Below are 14,490 nucleotides of genomic sequence, written 5' to 3'. Positions count from 1 at the left end.
TAGTTGGTGTTTATGCTGCTTGCTGCTGTGGGATGCGTGCCTGGTTGATGTGGCGTATCAAGGCCGCGCATATCGACTCCCAGTCGCTTTCGTGATACAGAACCGCAGAGCGTTCCTTGGCTGCCGGTTCAAAACCCAATTTGCGCAGGAAGTCGGCGGTCAGAGCGAATCCGAGCCGGGTACCGATCTTGCCCAGGGTGAGTGTTGGCACTGATGAGGGCAGGGCAGTTGATACTTGCCTCACTTCCGCAAGTAAGGGCTCTATGCCGATAGAAGTCGTGCCAGCGCCCAATACAAGGATTTCTTGCTGCTGCGAGGGCGCAGGCACAGGCGTGGCGGCCAGCGCCAGGGCAACTTGCTCAGCCCTGACTTTAGCTTCAGCCTTTGCCTGCTCTTCGCCTGCGATCTTGGCACGTTGCGCCTCAAGACGAGCTGCTTCTGCTTGTTTGTGTGCAGCAATGCGGGTACTGACGACCAACTGCAAATCTTCTAACTTCTTGGCGATTAATGGTCCTTTGTCTGCAAACAAGAATTCAAAGCCAGTGGCGTGATCTTTGATGTACGCCAAGTTTGCGCGAATGGATTTGGCCGAAGCATCTGCTTCAATCTTTGCATTCGCCAGCAATGTGTCTACTGCGTCTTGCATGCTGTCGAAGTTGCGTTTGCCCTTGATAGCATTGGCAAAATCTGGCTGCGGCAACGAAATCCAGCAACCGTCTGTTTCGAGCTTGAGCGCAGCAATGTGTGCGTCATACTTAGTTTTCGCACCTAACACGATGTCAGTTCTGATTTCGCTTTTGCGCCTGGTGACAAGTTTGTCCAACTCCAGGCGAACATTGCGAGCTTCTTCCTTGATGTCATCAATTGTTTTGAACAGTTGATCGATGCTCTGAGTCTGGCTGAGTGCATGTTCTTTCGCGGCCTCCAGACGACCTTCCACGACTTCGCACCACTTGACAGTTTTCTCAGCGTCAGCGAAATGTTGGTCTGTTGTGAGTTCGCGATTGATATTGGCGAACACGGTCATTGCGTGGGTTTTGAACTCAGCCAGGTTGCTAGCCTTGACCATGCCAGTGACTTCAAGATGAAGGGCAGGGAGTGTTTCTGGCGTGTGACCTGTTGGCTTTGGTTGGCTTATTGCTGGGACGTAGGTTTCCAGATCCTTGGCAAACTGATCCCAACCTGCACGGATGCGGTCAAACCATTCTTGGCTTGGATACACATCCACATAGACCAAGTTTTCCTCTGTACCGTCTGAAACGGTGAAAACAACCTTCTTTGCGCCTGTGACCATCAATATTTGCTGACACTGTGGCATGTGTTCATCCGGAACAATTCCTGCAGCTACGCTTTCAGCAAGCGCGTCATTCCACTGCTTGTGTTCCATGGCGATATCTTCAAACATGGTCAAGCCATCGCATGATGCGGATTGCTTGCCTGATGAGCATGTGACAGGATATAGATCTGCGCCAATGATGCGCTCAATAATTGGACGGGCTTTGGCTTCGACTTCATGCCCATAGTCCAATACATTTTTTTGCAACCAGTCGCTGAATTCCCGTGCCATGCCGGTCTGCTTCATGCGTAACAACTCGGTGCGCTTGACCTTGTTCGACAGGCCGAGCATGGCAGCAGCTTCACTGGCACCAAAATGTGACAATCGAAATTGGCACCATTCGTCGGTACCTTGAGTGAGTGTGTGCGTAATCATGATGGTTCTGTCTTTCGTCAATAGTTAGGTGGCGTCCAGGCCAGCAAGAAAGTCGCTATTGTCAGTGTCAGCAGGATTTTCGATAACCACCCAACTACGGATTTCTGCCCGTTGAGAGTCTGTCAATGTGGCCTTGGAATCGAGGAAGATGATCATGCTTTCGGCGGTCTTCTTCCCTGATAGAACGAAGTCCTTCCAAGACGCCTTATTGGCTTGGAATTTTTCATCGCTGAGATAGGTGATTTCAGGTTTCGCCGGAGGCATCACGTCTGCTGCGCCCATGTCCCGCATTGGTGACTGCTCTTGCAGTTCGTCGGGTGTATAAACTCCTAAGATCACTCCAGGTGCATGGCGGCGTGCCCACTTCTTGACAGCCAGGTAACCAAGCTGCTGCTTGGGGTCGTCAGCCCACATCGTTGAATTGCGCGTTCTCGCTTGCGCAAGTAACAAATCCAGTTCTTTGACTTTACCTGTTGCACGTATGGTTGCTCTGATGCGTACGCCTAAGCCAATTTCATCAGATAGAAACCAACCAGGCACGCGGTACTCGCCCTTATCGCCTTTTTTGATGTCGAATTTGCCAACCACGTTTTCCCATGGGCCGTAAAATTCATAATCAAAATCATCGCTGGTGATCACTCGTGATGACACGATTGCGGCGTGAACCAGTTGCGCTTCATAACCAAGCGTGTTATTTACGATGTACGTTTTTTGAGCAACTGCAAAGGGGTTCATCTGCCATTGCATCGCTTGCATGACAACTGCCAAGCAATCGCCAGGAGAGTTTGCAAACGCCCGAGGTACAGTGACCTTTCCAGTCGCCATGATGTCAGCCAGGCGCATCATGCTGTCCATGTTGGCAGCGTCAAATACAAGTGCATTTGATGTTGGCATCACGACGTTCAAATCATGATCTTGGCGAATACTTGCTAATGCTGAACCCATGTGATTCTCCGATAGTTGCTAATTTCAAAGCTAAATTGTGTTTCTGGCTTTGCGCCAGGCTGTCCGCCAGCTATATCCAAAGCGGCGGTAAAACAGAATGTTTCTGATCAGTACCATGCCGGGCAACCCCATTTCACTGTCAGGTACAGCGCGTTCCTGATACTGAAGCCTGCCCTGCGCCAGTGGCGGAATGCGCGAATTGGGCGGGCGCGGGTCATGTCGGCTCTCCGAGCGCTTTGCTGATTGCTGCCAGAGCTGCTTGATATGTAGGACGATCAATGCCAAGTGGTTGGGCTTCATTGACCAATTCTTGCAGGGCGGCAAGCAGTTCAGGAGCTGCAGCGATCAGTTTTGCGTTGGCGTAAGTTTCACTGCCAAATCGCACCCCGAAGCCATCAAAGCATTCGGCCAACATTGCGCCGCGAAGTCTCCCTGAGCCCTCTGGCTGAACCATAGGAGAGCGAATCAATCTATCTATCGCTTCCCACGGTCCCGGCGTGTGCGCCGCTACTTGAAACTGATCTGCTGTATTCATGCTGCTGATCTCCTGGTTAAATTGGATGTTGGTGAACAATCACCAAGGGCGCTTCTGTTTGCGGCAACCGGCACCACCCGGCAATTTGTGCACTTCACGCTTGGCTCTTTTATTCACCAACAGGAAAAAAGAGGAATACCCCAGTTTGTTAGCTTGTCCCTCTCGGTCGACTCGGTACATCGACAGGCCTGGCGTCCGTTTTGCAATGACCCCCTCTTTCCTGTTGGCTCTCATTTAAAGTTGCGCTGGCAGAGAGTTACCAGTCCGATTTATCGACCACGGAAGGCGGCAGGGTGGGCGAGAGTCACCCTGCAGGCGAGACAAGCTCAAAACAGAACCGGCCTCGTACATCAGGAGCACCGCTGGCTAAGGCGGGTGAAGCCGGTTTTGTTTTGATGCCTGTCTCTCCAGGCTGTCACGGCAGTGCCTTCCGTCCTCGGCTTGCTCATGGCGTGTTTCGTTCATAGGTTTTCGCGCAGTACAGCGCTACTTGACGTCACGATTCAGCCAGTCTCGCAATCTTCTCTACTTCAATTCTTTGACCGTCTTTCCGGCCTGTCGAAGCCAACTCAGCTTAAGAGGCAGCACCCGCTACCGAGGTCAGAAGATTCAGGCATCCGAGTTTCCTCACCGCCTTGATACTTGGTGGCGGCAACCAATTCGTATTAAGTGGATTCAGACCAGTCACGTATGGTGTTGAACATCATTCGGCCAAAGGTTTCGTATTTGCCTTGATCGAGCATTGCGGCCATTTTTTCGCACTGTTCCAAGCTGCATTCGGCAAAGGCGTCAATCAGGTTTTGGCCGTTGATGACCATGGCTTTCGTTGCCATTGCTGGTTGGGCAAATTGGCCTACTGGCAAGTTGAAAGGGGTCTGGGTGTTCATCGTTGCTCCTAAATTGCTGTTTGCTCTTGATGACTCTATTATTAGCTATGCTTTTAATATAGTCAAGAGTAATGCTAATAAAAAGAAGCAAAAAGAAGTAAGTTATTTTTTTGGTGTTGTGAAATGGTGAAGATAGGTTTGCAATGACCTGTGAAGATGCATTTAGCAACGCCATTAAAATTTTTTGCAAAACGCGTTAAGAGGAACAAAAATAGGGTGGTGCGACATAAGCGAGAATATGTCGCTTGTGACAGTGTTGAACTATTGGGAGTGGCAGTCATGCACGATAAAGTGGACTGGGGCAATGCGCCGCGCGGTGCAATGTGGTGGGCGGTGGACAAGAATGGCCAGGCCAATTGGTTCCTGGGGCCGGACATCAAGCCACACACGGATTTTTGGTTTTCAGAGCCCGTGCCAGCTCCTACCTTTGGTTTCAGTGGGGACTGGCGGGAGAGTTTGACGCGGCGATCTTGAGCTCACTATGCAAAAACACAAGGAAATGTATTAAATAGCCCATTTTTGCCTGTTTATCGCGAACCCCAAGCTGGCGCTTGCAGCCGATAATTGACCTGCGAGAATTCACTCGTAAGGACAAACGAAAGGAACAAAATGCGAACTTTATGTTAAATGGGGTTTTGTGGCTTTGCAAGTGCAAGTGCTAGTGGCAGTGGCAGTGTTGGCGGCACTACTCTATATGTTTGGTAGATTTGCGAGGGAAGGGCCGGCTTGCAGGGCAGCTGGAGTAGGGGTGGGTATTCGCTTTATCAATCCTGCGCATCGCTTGCAATAGGCAATAAAAAACCCGCCTGAGCGGGTTTTTTAACAACAAATTAACTGTTTCGAACCTTTTGCATTTGGTTTCGGATCGACTGCCCTACATCAGAGAGGTGATTGTTCTGCGACAGCGTCTCCCTCAGATCCTGCATGATGCTCTTCTGTTCCACTGTCGCTTCCATCGGGCGCGCTATCGTCGGATTTAACGTCCTGGTCGTTTCGAATAGGGTCTGAAGATTCATTTTGTTGCTCCTGAGTAAGCTGAGGTTTAAAAAAGCCGGTGAAGTCTAACACAACGACTTTGTCTTGTTGGACTTTGCTCCAAACTTGTTCTGTTGCGAATTTTGATAATACTAACTCTTGTTCGTTCGGCGGATTTACAGTTTGAAACAAAGTTCTTGCTTCCGCTCTGTCGATTACAAAACCGTGAGTCGGGTAATCCATAATTAGTTGCTTGAGTGAGCCTGGCTTTAACGACTTTGATTTTTCATTTAAACGTGTTCCATATTCATGGGCAATCTGCAGTGCCGCATTCATTTCGCCTAATTTTAAAGGATCCACTTGCGCCAGTAATGGTTCGTACAGGCCAATAACGAGCTTACTGGAAATCTCTGACGCAATCTTTGTGCTTAGTCCGCTACCAACATTAATATCAAGCAAATAAGCCTTGAATGACTGAAGAGCTTCATCTTGAAGATACGTTACGCCACGAAGAATATCCAGTCCGGAATTGTGTTGAAACATTTCATCCTGTTTCCTCAATTGGACATCAAGTGGACCGAGTTCAGCTTGATCAGCCATAGTCAACGATTTAGCGCCGATGCAAATAAGTGTGCCAGCACTTTTGCAGAATGATGGAATCAGTATTCTGAAATTTTCACATGTGTAATGATGAATCGCAGCTCTTGCAATGCGATACCCAGCACTGGCATCCCCGCCGAACGTTGTTAGCACCAGAACTAAGTTCTTTTGCTTTTTCTTGGGAATTGTTTTACAAAATCTCTCATATCCGATTCGACTTATTTCACCAGAGTAGATAATTACATCTGTATCAGCTTCCAAAAAATATTCTGCACATTTTTGCAACTCAGGGGGCAATGTCGCCATCAAAGACTCCAATAAAGTCAGTTTCCAATCAATTACATCAGCCAGTCGCTATGAGAATGGGTAAATGATTTTACTTCTGCTTACATATTCGGAGTGTTGTATTTTTGATATATTGGCATTATTTTTCAATCATACACAATCGTGCCTCACGCTTTGTCTTAGCTTTATGTTCTTGAATGCTAAGCCATTGCATATTGTCTGGTCTGTCCGGTCCCGCACATTTGAGTGGAACAATGTGATCAACTTGGTAGCCTGGGCACTTACCTTTGCGCAAGCCAGTGGACGGGCAGGGGTTCTGGCGCTTGAACTCGGAGACTGCAGCCTTTGATCGAGGGATCTTGGCCTCGACATTTGCTGTCAGCACCAGAAAAATCATTCCAAAACTGGTCAAGCGCCACAGATATCTGCCCATAACTTTTTGAATTTCCGTTGATTTACTGCCGCATCGATCTCGGAATCAGAGATTTTCAGAGTCAGGCCAGTTGACTCATTGAGGCTATTCATCTCATTGAGAAATTTTACTTTCTCGTCCAGACCGGCAATGATTTTTTCAGTCGAAAGCTCTTTTTTGCCGACATACCCTTGGTCTTCGAGATAAGCTTCGCCGTTCGTACTTGCAACAAATTTCTTGAAACCGACAAAGGCGCCCAAACTATTTTTGGAGTTCAATTCGCCACATAGCCATCCCTCAGGGATAAGCTTTTCATTGCGATACTGCGCACTGGCTGGATCCTTGAGGTCCGCACTGATCACGGCTCGATACTTTGGAATTACAAACCAATCATCATATTTTACGAAAAGCACCGCTGCTGCCACTACGCTTATTGATGCGGCGGTCAATGCAATTGTAGTGTTTTTCATGATTAGTTGCCGCCAGTTAAAATTCCCTACGTAAATCGACAACTAGACCAATAGGTATGCATTCCCCACTCTTACAGTGATGTGGGGAAAATTGCTCCTGGTCAGGATTGTCAGAATATAGAAACCAGTTCTTGTTCTGAAACATCATTCTTTTGATAACGGCCTGGCCGTCGAAATTCACAGCAAAGATCTTATTGTGCTTTGGTACTTTCTCCGACATGTTTATAACAACAACGTCCCCAGCCTGCATGCCTGGGCTCATGCTTTCTCCCGTAACTTCCAAGGCAAGAAGATCCTCGGCAAATAGCCCACGACGTTGCAACCATTCTTTCGTGTATGAAACAGGCTCGCCAATTTCGATGCAGTGATCGATTTGTATTTTATTTATGCCGGCAGACAACTTTAATTTCACCCTTTTAATTTCAACGGTTTGAGCATCTTCTGAAGAAAACACATTTCGTGTTTCCCGAAGATCCTGGTCTTGTGGCGTTACTTCCATATTGGCCACAACTCCAGAAATTTTACCTGCCAACCGTGGGCTAATCTTCATCGGATCTGCGCCAATTGCTCTGCACATACCCAAGAGGGCATCCATGTTTAGGGGAATGATGGCGCGCAAATATTGACCAACGGCGCTTTGGCTTCCAAGCCCTGCTTCTTTTGCAAGCCATTCTTGTGTCGTACCGGGATTCGCTTGTTTATACGAAAGCCAGGCCGCCTGCAGTCGTGCAGCTTCCCCGTTCTCTTCCAGTGTCAATTCTCGTCGTTTCATTCCGCCATTCTATTAGAGTTACTAATAAAGATAAAAAAATCTTGAAAAGCACTGCTAATAATGTATGATAGGAGCAATGCTAATAAAAAAGAGCGAAAAATGAACCTGTCTACTTGGCGACAAAGCCAAAGCATGTCCCAAGCCGAGCTGGGGGCCGCTTTGATTCCCCCTGTTTCTCAAGGTCTTATTAGTCAATGGGAAAGCGGGCGCACCCGCATCACCTTGGATTATGCAAATCAGATCTGCGCGCTCTCCGCGCAAGCAGTTACGCAAAACGACTGCGCTGATTTGTACAAGTTGCATGAGGCATCCCCGATGTGACATTTGATCGTGCTTCTAATTTTTGCAGTACCCATCCTGAAACACTACTACTAGGACCACAAAATGAACTCTCGCACCATTGTCGTCAAAACATTGTTGAACGCAGACGAATTCCTCGATTTTCAGAATCGCTGCAAAGCCTCTGATGTACCCCAATCTCGCATTCTGCGCAACCTGGCCAATCACTGGGCCCGCGGAGCAAATGTTATGCGAGCTCGCAGGCATTCGGAAAGGCCCGGACTGGCACTGAACAAGGCCATGTTTCCAAATCGGAACATGCGTCTTTGACGGCAGGGGCAAATAACGATGCGACACAAGAAGGACAGTAATGAGCGAACAAAACGACCAGAAAAAAGAAAGGGTGCTTGTAATGGCTAAAAACTGGCGAGAAGCAGATATGGAAAAAATAGGTGCGCGTGGTACGCAGCGAGCTGAAGAGTGCAACAGCCGGTTGGTGATTGCTACCCGTCACTTGCGCGAAGCAATTGATACGTTGGTAAAGGCGGAACCATGACCGGACCAACTTTTCTTGAGCGCTTGCGGCTTGAATTGATCTGGACAAAGATCCTGGTCATTCGCCGCCTTCGTGCAGTTCGCGACATCTTCAAGGGGAAACGATGACATATCAATCCCCCGCAAAAACGGATGAGCAACACATCCGCAATCAATCAAAATCGCCTATCAATACGGTAACCGCCCGCAGGTTCTGTAAAGGAAGTCGCTGCCGCAAAGGCAGCGGCCAATGGCGTTCAATTCGTCAATTTTGCAACGCAAAAAATGAGCCCGTCTTCAAGTTCTGTAAACAGTGCAGGGGTGCGGCATGACACCGCAAACGCAGGAGTTTCTCCATAAGCCAGAAATTGGCCAATACGGCGACTGCCAACGCGCAGTCATCGCATCACTGCTTGACCTGCCAATGTCTGATGTTCCGCACTTCATACAAGTTGCCGACAATGACCCGGCTGTGTTCTGGGAAGAATTACAGAAATTTTGCCGGTCGCAGGGGTATGTGTACCTGTCCACCGATGCGCCGGCCTATGCCTGGGGCGATGATGGGGACGTGTACCACGAAATAAGCGGACCGTCGCCACGTGGTAACGGTGTTTTTCACGCTGTCGTCGGAAAAAATGGCCGGATCGAGTTTGACCCGCATCCATCAAGGGCAGGCCTGGCTGGCGATCCTGCAGAGTGGAAATTTGCTTATCTGGTGAGAGCATGACCAGGCGCCGCAAGTTCACCCCGGAACAGGTTCTCGAAATACGAGCCAAGTACTCTCCATACAAGCGCGGCTCTGGCTACGGTGCTCTTGCGCGCATTTATAACGTAGGTGCGAGCACGATCCGTGACCTGGTTCAACACGCGACGTACTTCAACGTCAGACCCGGAAATACAAAAAACAAAGCCCAAGCGGTTGCACCCGCTCAGGCTTCTGGTCAATTAACACAAATAGGGTTATGAGAAGTGACTGCTAATATTTTAAGCGATTACACAAAATTTCTGCAACAGAAAGTAGTCAAGGCCGAGTCCTTTGGCTTTGATATCCTTGATTCAGATATCAATCCGATCTTGAAACCACACCAGCGCGCAATAGTGCGCTGGGCAGTTCGTGGCGGTCGCCGAGCGATCTTTGCCGCGTTCGGCCTGGGCAAGACTGTCATGGAACTGGAGATCGTCAGAATCGTACGCCAGCATGTTGGCGGGATGGCATTGATCGTTCTACCGCTGGGCGTTCGTCAGGAATTCATGCGTGATGCGGCCATGCTGGGTATCACTGTCACGTTCATTCGTCGCATCGAGGAAGCTACAGACCCCGAAGGTATATACCTGACCAATTACGAAACGGTGAGGGATGGCAAGCTTGATCCGCAGCTGTTCAGCGTGGCTTGCCTGGACGAGGCAGACTGCCTGCGCGGGTTCGGTGGCACTAAAACATTTCGCGAGTTCATGGCCATATTCGCTGGTGATCGCAAGACCATGGATAGCCGGGTGCGTTCCGGTGGCGTGCCATACAGGTTTGTTGCCACAGCTACGCCATCTCCAAATGAATACATCGAACTGCTGGCTTACTCAGCATTTTTGGGCGTGATGGATGTATCAGCTGCCAAGACGCGCTTCTTCAAGCGCAACTCTGAAAAGGCTGACCAGCTGACCATTCATGCCCATAAGGAGCGTGAATTTTGGATGTGGGTAGCGAGCTGGGGCCTGTTTGTGCAGCGCCCCTCTGACTTGGGATTCTCTGACGAAGGCTACTCTTTACCAGAGATGGATATCCGCTGGCATGAAATCCCGGCAAATCACACAAATGCGGGCCATGAGATGTCTGGCCAGGCACGCATGTTCAAGAACCAGGCGATCGGCGTGGTGGATTCAGCGCGGGAAAAACGCGAGTCATTGACGGCCCGAATTGAAAAAATGATGGAACTGCGGGACGAAGATCCGGACGCGCACCGGTTGCTCTGGCATGACCTGGAGTCAGAACGTCACGCGATCGAGAAGGCGATCCCGACGTCAGTTAGCGTCTATGGCAATCAAGACCTGGACGAGCGTGAGGAAGCGATCATCGCCTTTTCTGACGGGAAAATTCAGGAGCTGGCAGCCAAGCCAGTCATTGCTGGCAGTGGTTGCAACTTTCAGCGGCACTGCTCCTGGGCGATATTCCTTGGTATTGGCTTCAAGTTCAAAGACATGATCCAGGCCATTCACCGCATCCAGCGATTCTTACAGACGAAGACCGTCCGAATAGACTTGATCTACACAGAAGCCGAGCGGGAAGTGCGCCGGCAGTTGGAACGCAAGTGGAAACAACATAATGAAACGGTGGCAAAGATGTCAGAACTAATCAAAGAATATGGCTTGTCTGAAGATGCCATGGCCGAGGCCTTGACCCGCGCCATGGGTGTAGAGCGTATCGAGGTCACTGGTGAGAACTATACATGCGTGAACAGTGACAGCGTCCTGGAAACGGCACGCATGGAAGAAAACAGTGTCGGCTTGATCGTCACGTCGATTCCTTTTTCCACACAATATGAGTACAGCCCCAATTATGCAGACTTTGGGCACACGGACAATAACGAGCACTTTTTCAAGCAAATGGACTTCCTGACGCCAAACCTGTTGCGCGTTTTGAAGCCTGGGCGACTGGCGGCTATCCATGTCAAAGACAGGATCGTTCCTGGCGGGCTCACTGGCTTGGGCTTCCAGACAGTCTATCCATTCCACGCCCGCTGCATTGAGCACTACGTAAAACACGGTTTCGCGTATATGGGCATGAAAACCATCGTCACCGATGTGGTCCGAGAAAACAATCAGACCTACCGCCTGGGCTGGTCCGAGCAATGCAAGGACGGCAGCAAGATGAGCTGCGGCATGCCTGAGTACTTGCTGATTTTCAGGAAGCCGCCGACTGATACCAGCAACAGCTACGCGGATGAACCAGTAGTCAAGAGCAAAGACGGTTACAGCCGCTCACGTTGGCAGATCGATGCCCATGGTTTCACCAGGTCGTCTGGTAACCGTTTGCTGGCACCGGAAGAGCTGCAGTCTTTGCCACATGATCAGATTTTCAAGGCGTTCAAGGCAAACAGCCTGACCACAGTCTATAACTTCGAGCATCACGTCAAAATCGGTGAGACCCTGGATGCTGAAGGCAAGTTGCCGGTGACTTTCATGCTGCTGCAGCCGCAGTCCTGGTCCAGCGAGGTCTGGTCTGATGTGACGCGTATGCTGACGCTGAACAGCGCTCAGTCAGCGAAGGGCAAGGAAATGCATCTCTGTCCTCTTCAGTTCGATTTGGTTGATCGCGCTATTGAGCAGTGGTCAAACAAAGGCGACATCGTCCTGGACCCGTTTGGCGGCTTGATGACAGTGCCTTACCGCGCGATCATGAAAGGTCGTAAGGGTTACGGCATTGAGTTGAGCGGCCAGTACTTCCTGGACGGTGCGGCGTATTGCAAGGCAGCAGAACGTGAAATCAGTATGCCGTCGTTGTTCGACTTCGAAGAGCTCGAGGTGGCAGCATGACACAAGCTGACCTACTCAATGCTGAAGTACCAACGGCGCCAGTTGTGCTCAACACCGCGCACGCCCGTCAAATGCTCCATAAACGTTACCCTGCGCCAGAATGGGCGCTGATGGAAGAGGTTGCGCCAGCCACAGGTGGCGGTACACGTTATGCAGATGCAGTAGCGATCAATCTTTGGAGTAGCCGTGGCCACGCCATCCATGGATTTGAAATCAAGGTAAGCCGGTCTGACTGGCTTCGCGAGCTGAAACAACCAGAGAAAGCGGAAGATGTCTTTCGATTCTGCGATTTTTGGTGGATTTTGGCACCGAAAGGCATCGTCAAAGACGGCGAACTACCACCATCGTGGGGATTGCTTGAACTGCGCGAAACTGGGATTGTCCAGGTTGTGAAGGCCCCAAAACTCGACCCGATCCCGGTCACAAGAGAATTCTTTGCTTCGCTTATGCGCCGCGCACACGAGCAGATTGACAAGATCGCAGAGCGCAAACAGCGCCATGCCGTACAGCTGGCACGGGATGACATCGATAAACGCGTGGCCTCGGAAGTGGAGAGCGTTACTCGTCGATATCGCGAACGCGAAGAGCAGATAAAGAAATTCGCTCAAGAGACCGGGATTGAATTCGACCGATATACCGGGCCATCAGTCGAGATGATAGCGCTTGCGCGCAAACTTGAATCTCTGAATGGCTGGTACAACAAGGGTGCCTATGGGCATTTAATCAACTTGGCTGAACAATTGACGAAGGCTTCTGCCACGATTCGTGATGCGGTTGATCCTGTTTCCACTGAGGAGGCTCCTACATGATTAACCAAGTTGACTTGTTTGCAGCCGGTGCCAAGCGCCTGCAAATGACTGACTCAATTGATTTGACCATCCGCTCTATGCAGGCCTATGGCCCGCAGCATGATCATTGGGGAATTGCCTGGTCAGGTGGCAAAGACTCGAGCGCAACCCTTACGCTCATTATTTGGCTCATTGACACCGGCAAGATTGCCAAACCAAAGACACTTACGGTTTTCTATGCAGACACGCGCCAAGAGCTTATTCCGCTGGCGGCCGCTGCACACCAGATCATGGATGAGCTGCGCGATCGCGGAATTGCAGTTGAGATCGTCATGGCTCCTATGGACAAGCGGTTTATGGTGTACATCCTTGGCCGTGGCGTTCCACCGCCAAATAACAATACGCTGCGTTGGTGCACCAGGCAAATCAAGATAGACCCCATGCAGCATGCCTTAGAGGCGCGGCTCGACCAGCTGCAAGGCGGCATTCTGATGATCACCGGCGTGCGCCAGGGTGAAAGCGCCATACGTGATCAGCGCATCGAAATGAGCTGCGGGAAAGACGGTGCCGAGTGTGGTCAAGGCTGGTACCAAGAAGTACTACCGAATGCCAAAGGCTTGCGCGGTCGTATTGCTACGCTGGCGCCATTGCTGCATTGGCGGGTCTGCCACGTCTGGGAGTGGCTGAAACACTGGGCACCGGCTGCCGAGTTCGGGGACTGGAGTACGCGGGCCATTGCCGATGCATACGGCGGTGACGAGGCTGAGGAGATTAATGCCCGCACCGGCTGCACAGGTTGCCCGCTGGTGGATACCGATACTGCCTTGGATAACATCCTTTTAAACCCACAATGGGCCTACTTAGCCCCCCTCAAAGGGATTAAGCGATTGTGGCGTGAGCTCCGAGAAGATCGGTACCGGTTGCGTAAAGCTGGTATTGAACGCCTCAAGGACGGCTCCATTGGCAAAAACCCGCAAAGGAAAGGGCCACTGACATTCGAAGCTAGACTGATGGCGCTTGATCGGATTCTTGGCATTCAGGCTGAAATCAATGCGGCAGCGGCCATTAATGGTCGCCCGCTGGTTGACTTGATCAATGCCGAGGAAGAAGCCCGCATTCGCGAATTGATTGAATTGCAGACCTGGCCGGATGGTTGGGATGGCGATGAGCCGCTGGCTACAACCGTCATGGATGTCGTCTATCAGAACGGCGCTGTGCAGCCGAGATTGTTTTCGGAGGCCGAATTATGACCGACATCGTACTGACAAAACAGTCTGACCAGGAGCTGACAGAAGATCAAAAGTCAGTCCTGCGAAATCATCTTTTTGGCTTGATCGATGGCCATGCTGACGAGGACAAGAAGGCTTGGCGTAGATTTTGGAATGGCGTTCTTCGCCTTGGCTCTGGTGAGATGTTCTCCATCATCACGCTTTTGCCGCGCTTGGGCCCCGTTCACCGCAAGCAGATGAAAATGGAAGGCGAGATATTCAAAAATCAAGAGCGATTCAAAGACCGCGAGGCCTTCCGCTTGTGGTTGAAGGTCGGCTCTGGCTGGGTGACTTGGTGCCCTGGACCAAAGGGGGGCGTGTTTCCGGTGCCGAAGTCCATCAGCTTCGCAAAATGCGACGAGGGCGATTTCCAGATTTATTGCGATGGCGTCATAGAGTTTTTGCGCACGCAGCACGCGCAAAAGTACCTCTGGCCTCATGCAACTGCTCTGGATGCAGAGCTGGGCGTGGAAGCCATTTTGACGCGCTTTGAGAGGTGAC

The 14,490-nt window shown here is 50.6% G+C and carries 15 protein-coding genes; 8 read left to right on the top strand and 7 right to left on the bottom strand.

Going from position 1 to position 14,490, the window contains the following annotated elements:
- Positions 1-10 precede the first annotated feature (10 nt).
- The 4 genes from AC07OI_RS23180 to AC07OI_RS23165 form a co-directional block, all read right to left on the bottom strand.
- The gene (locus AC07OI_RS23180; RefSeq protein ID WP_495258865.1) at positions 11-1,711 is read right to left on the bottom strand and encodes a YqaJ viral recombinase family protein; all 1,701 of its coding nucleotides are present in this window, start codon (positions 1,709-1,711) and stop codon (positions 11-13) included.
- Positions 1,712-1,735: 24 nt separating this feature from the next.
- On the bottom strand, positions 1,736-2,656 hold the full coding sequence (locus tag AC07OI_RS23175; protein WP_495258864.1) for a RecT family recombinase: 921 nt from the start codon (positions 2,654-2,656) through the stop codon (positions 1,736-1,738).
- A gap of 214 nt (positions 2,657-2,870) precedes the next feature.
- Entirely contained in the window at positions 2,871-3,191 is a 321-nt protein-coding gene (locus tag AC07OI_RS23170) for an XkdD/Y8K6 family phage-associated protein (protein ID WP_495258863.1), read from the bottom strand.
- Positions 3,192-3,856: 665 nt separating this feature from the next.
- A complete protein-coding gene (locus tag AC07OI_RS23165; RefSeq protein WP_495258862.1) occupies positions 3,857-4,078 on the bottom strand; it encodes a hypothetical protein in 222 nt (73 codons plus the stop codon).
- A 279-nt stretch (positions 4,079-4,357) separates the two neighbouring features.
- On the opposite strand from AC07OI_RS23165, the gene AC07OI_RS23160 reads away from it, so the two are divergent.
- Positions 4,358-4,552: a hypothetical protein gene (locus AC07OI_RS23160; protein WP_495258861.1), complete on the top strand. Its 195-nt coding sequence runs from the start codon at positions 4,358-4,360 to the stop codon at positions 4,550-4,552.
- Between the two features lie 405 nt (positions 4,553-4,957).
- On the opposite strand, the gene AC07OI_RS23155 is transcribed toward AC07OI_RS23160, so the two are convergent.
- The 3 genes from AC07OI_RS23155 to AC07OI_RS23145 form a co-directional block, all read right to left on the bottom strand.
- Positions 4,958-5,959 carry an SDH family Clp fold serine proteinase gene (locus tag AC07OI_RS23155; protein WP_495258860.1) on the bottom strand — a complete coding sequence of 334 codons (1,002 nt, stop codon included), beginning with the start codon at positions 5,957-5,959 and terminating at the stop codon, positions 4,958-4,960.
- Positions 5,960-6,346: 387 nt separating this feature from the next.
- Positions 6,347-6,820 carry a hypothetical protein gene (locus AC07OI_RS23150; RefSeq protein WP_495258859.1) on the bottom strand — a complete coding sequence of 158 codons (474 nt, stop codon included), beginning with the start codon at positions 6,818-6,820 and terminating at the stop codon, positions 6,347-6,349.
- 16 nt (positions 6,821-6,836) lie between these two features.
- The gene (locus AC07OI_RS23145; RefSeq protein WP_495258858.1) at positions 6,837-7,592 is read right to left on the bottom strand and encodes a S24 family peptidase; all 756 of its coding nucleotides are present in this window, start codon (positions 7,590-7,592) and stop codon (positions 6,837-6,839) included.
- Positions 7,593-7,691: 99 nt separating this feature from the next.
- Between AC07OI_RS23145 and AC07OI_RS23140 the strand changes: the two genes are divergently transcribed.
- The 7 genes from AC07OI_RS23140 to AC07OI_RS23110 all read left to right on the top strand — a co-directional run bounded on the left by AC07OI_RS23140 (position 7,692) and on the right by AC07OI_RS23110 (position 14,489).
- On the top strand, positions 7,692-7,913 hold the full coding sequence (locus AC07OI_RS23140) for a helix-turn-helix domain-containing protein (RefSeq protein WP_495258857.1): 222 nt from the start codon (positions 7,692-7,694) through the stop codon (positions 7,911-7,913).
- 328 nt (positions 7,914-8,241) lie between these two features.
- A complete protein-coding gene (locus AC07OI_RS23135; RefSeq protein WP_495258856.1) occupies positions 8,242-8,427 on the top strand; it encodes a hypothetical protein in 186 nt (61 codons plus the stop codon).
- A gap of 306 nt (positions 8,428-8,733) precedes the next feature.
- Positions 8,734-9,132 carry a hypothetical protein gene (locus tag AC07OI_RS23130; RefSeq protein WP_495258855.1) on the top strand — a complete coding sequence of 133 codons (399 nt, stop codon included), beginning with the start codon at positions 8,734-8,736 and terminating at the stop codon, positions 9,130-9,132.
- Positions 9,133-9,374: 242 nt separating this feature from the next.
- Positions 9,375-11,933, top strand: a complete 2,559-nt coding sequence (locus AC07OI_RS23125; protein ID WP_495258854.1) for a DNA methyltransferase — start codon at positions 9,375-9,377, stop codon at positions 11,931-11,933.
- Positions 11,930-12,742, top strand: a complete 813-nt coding sequence (locus AC07OI_RS23120) for a hypothetical protein (RefSeq protein WP_495258853.1) — start codon at positions 11,930-11,932, stop codon at positions 12,740-12,742. The genes AC07OI_RS23125 and AC07OI_RS23120 overlap by 4 nt, the downstream gene beginning before the upstream one ends.
- Positions 12,739-13,971, top strand: coding sequence for a phosphoadenosine phosphosulfate reductase domain-containing protein (locus AC07OI_RS23115; protein WP_495258852.1), 1,233 nt, complete (start codon positions 12,739-12,741; stop codon positions 13,969-13,971). The genes AC07OI_RS23120 and AC07OI_RS23115 overlap by 4 nt, the downstream gene beginning before the upstream one ends.
- Positions 13,968-14,489: a DUF1367 family protein gene (locus AC07OI_RS23110; protein WP_495258851.1), complete on the top strand. Its 522-nt coding sequence runs from the start codon at positions 13,968-13,970 to the stop codon at positions 14,487-14,489. Before AC07OI_RS23115 ends, AC07OI_RS23110 begins: the two co-directional genes overlap by 4 nt.
- Position 14,490 lies beyond the last annotated feature (1 nt).

Source organism: Undibacterium sp. GW821-FHT07F11, assembly GCF_059418665.1.
This window is presented reverse-complemented; position numbering and strand designations above follow the sequence as displayed.

Coding starts and splice junctions, on each gene's coding strand:
- AC07OI_RS23150 (WP_495258859.1), bottom strand. CDS start 6,820: ATGAAAAACACTACAATTGCATTGACCGCCGCATCAATAAGCGTAGTG.
- AC07OI_RS23180 (WP_495258865.1), bottom strand. CDS start 1,711: ATGATTACGCACACACTCACTCAAGGTACCGACGAATGGTGCCAATTT.
- AC07OI_RS23135 (WP_495258856.1), top strand. CDS start 8,242: ATGAGCGAACAAAACGACCAGAAAAAAGAAAGGGTGCTTGTAATGGCT.
- AC07OI_RS23145 (WP_495258858.1), bottom strand. CDS start 7,592: ATGAAACGACGAGAATTGACACTGGAAGAGAACGGGGAAGCTGCACGA.
- AC07OI_RS23155 (WP_495258860.1), bottom strand. CDS start 5,959: ATGGCGACATTGCCCCCTGAGTTGCAAAAATGTGCAGAATATTTTTTG.
- AC07OI_RS23110 (WP_495258851.1), top strand. CDS start 13,968: ATGACCGACATCGTACTGACAAAACAGTCTGACCAGGAGCTGACAGAA.
- AC07OI_RS23115 (WP_495258852.1), top strand. CDS start 12,739: ATGATTAACCAAGTTGACTTGTTTGCAGCCGGTGCCAAGCGCCTGCAA.
- AC07OI_RS23120 (WP_495258853.1), top strand. CDS start 11,930: ATGACACAAGCTGACCTACTCAATGCTGAAGTACCAACGGCGCCAGTT.
- AC07OI_RS23175 (WP_495258864.1), bottom strand. CDS start 2,656: ATGGGTTCAGCATTAGCAAGTATTCGCCAAGATCATGATTTGAACGTC.
- AC07OI_RS23130 (WP_495258855.1), top strand. CDS start 8,734: ATGACACCGCAAACGCAGGAGTTTCTCCATAAGCCAGAAATTGGCCAA.
- AC07OI_RS23160 (WP_495258861.1), top strand. CDS start 4,358: ATGCACGATAAAGTGGACTGGGGCAATGCGCCGCGCGGTGCAATGTGG.
- AC07OI_RS23140 (WP_495258857.1), top strand. CDS start 7,692: ATGAACCTGTCTACTTGGCGACAAAGCCAAAGCATGTCCCAAGCCGAG.
- AC07OI_RS23165 (WP_495258862.1), bottom strand. CDS start 4,078: ATGAACACCCAGACCCCTTTCAACTTGCCAGTAGGCCAATTTGCCCAA.
- AC07OI_RS23170 (WP_495258863.1), bottom strand. CDS start 3,191: ATGAATACAGCAGATCAGTTTCAAGTAGCGGCGCACACGCCGGGACCG.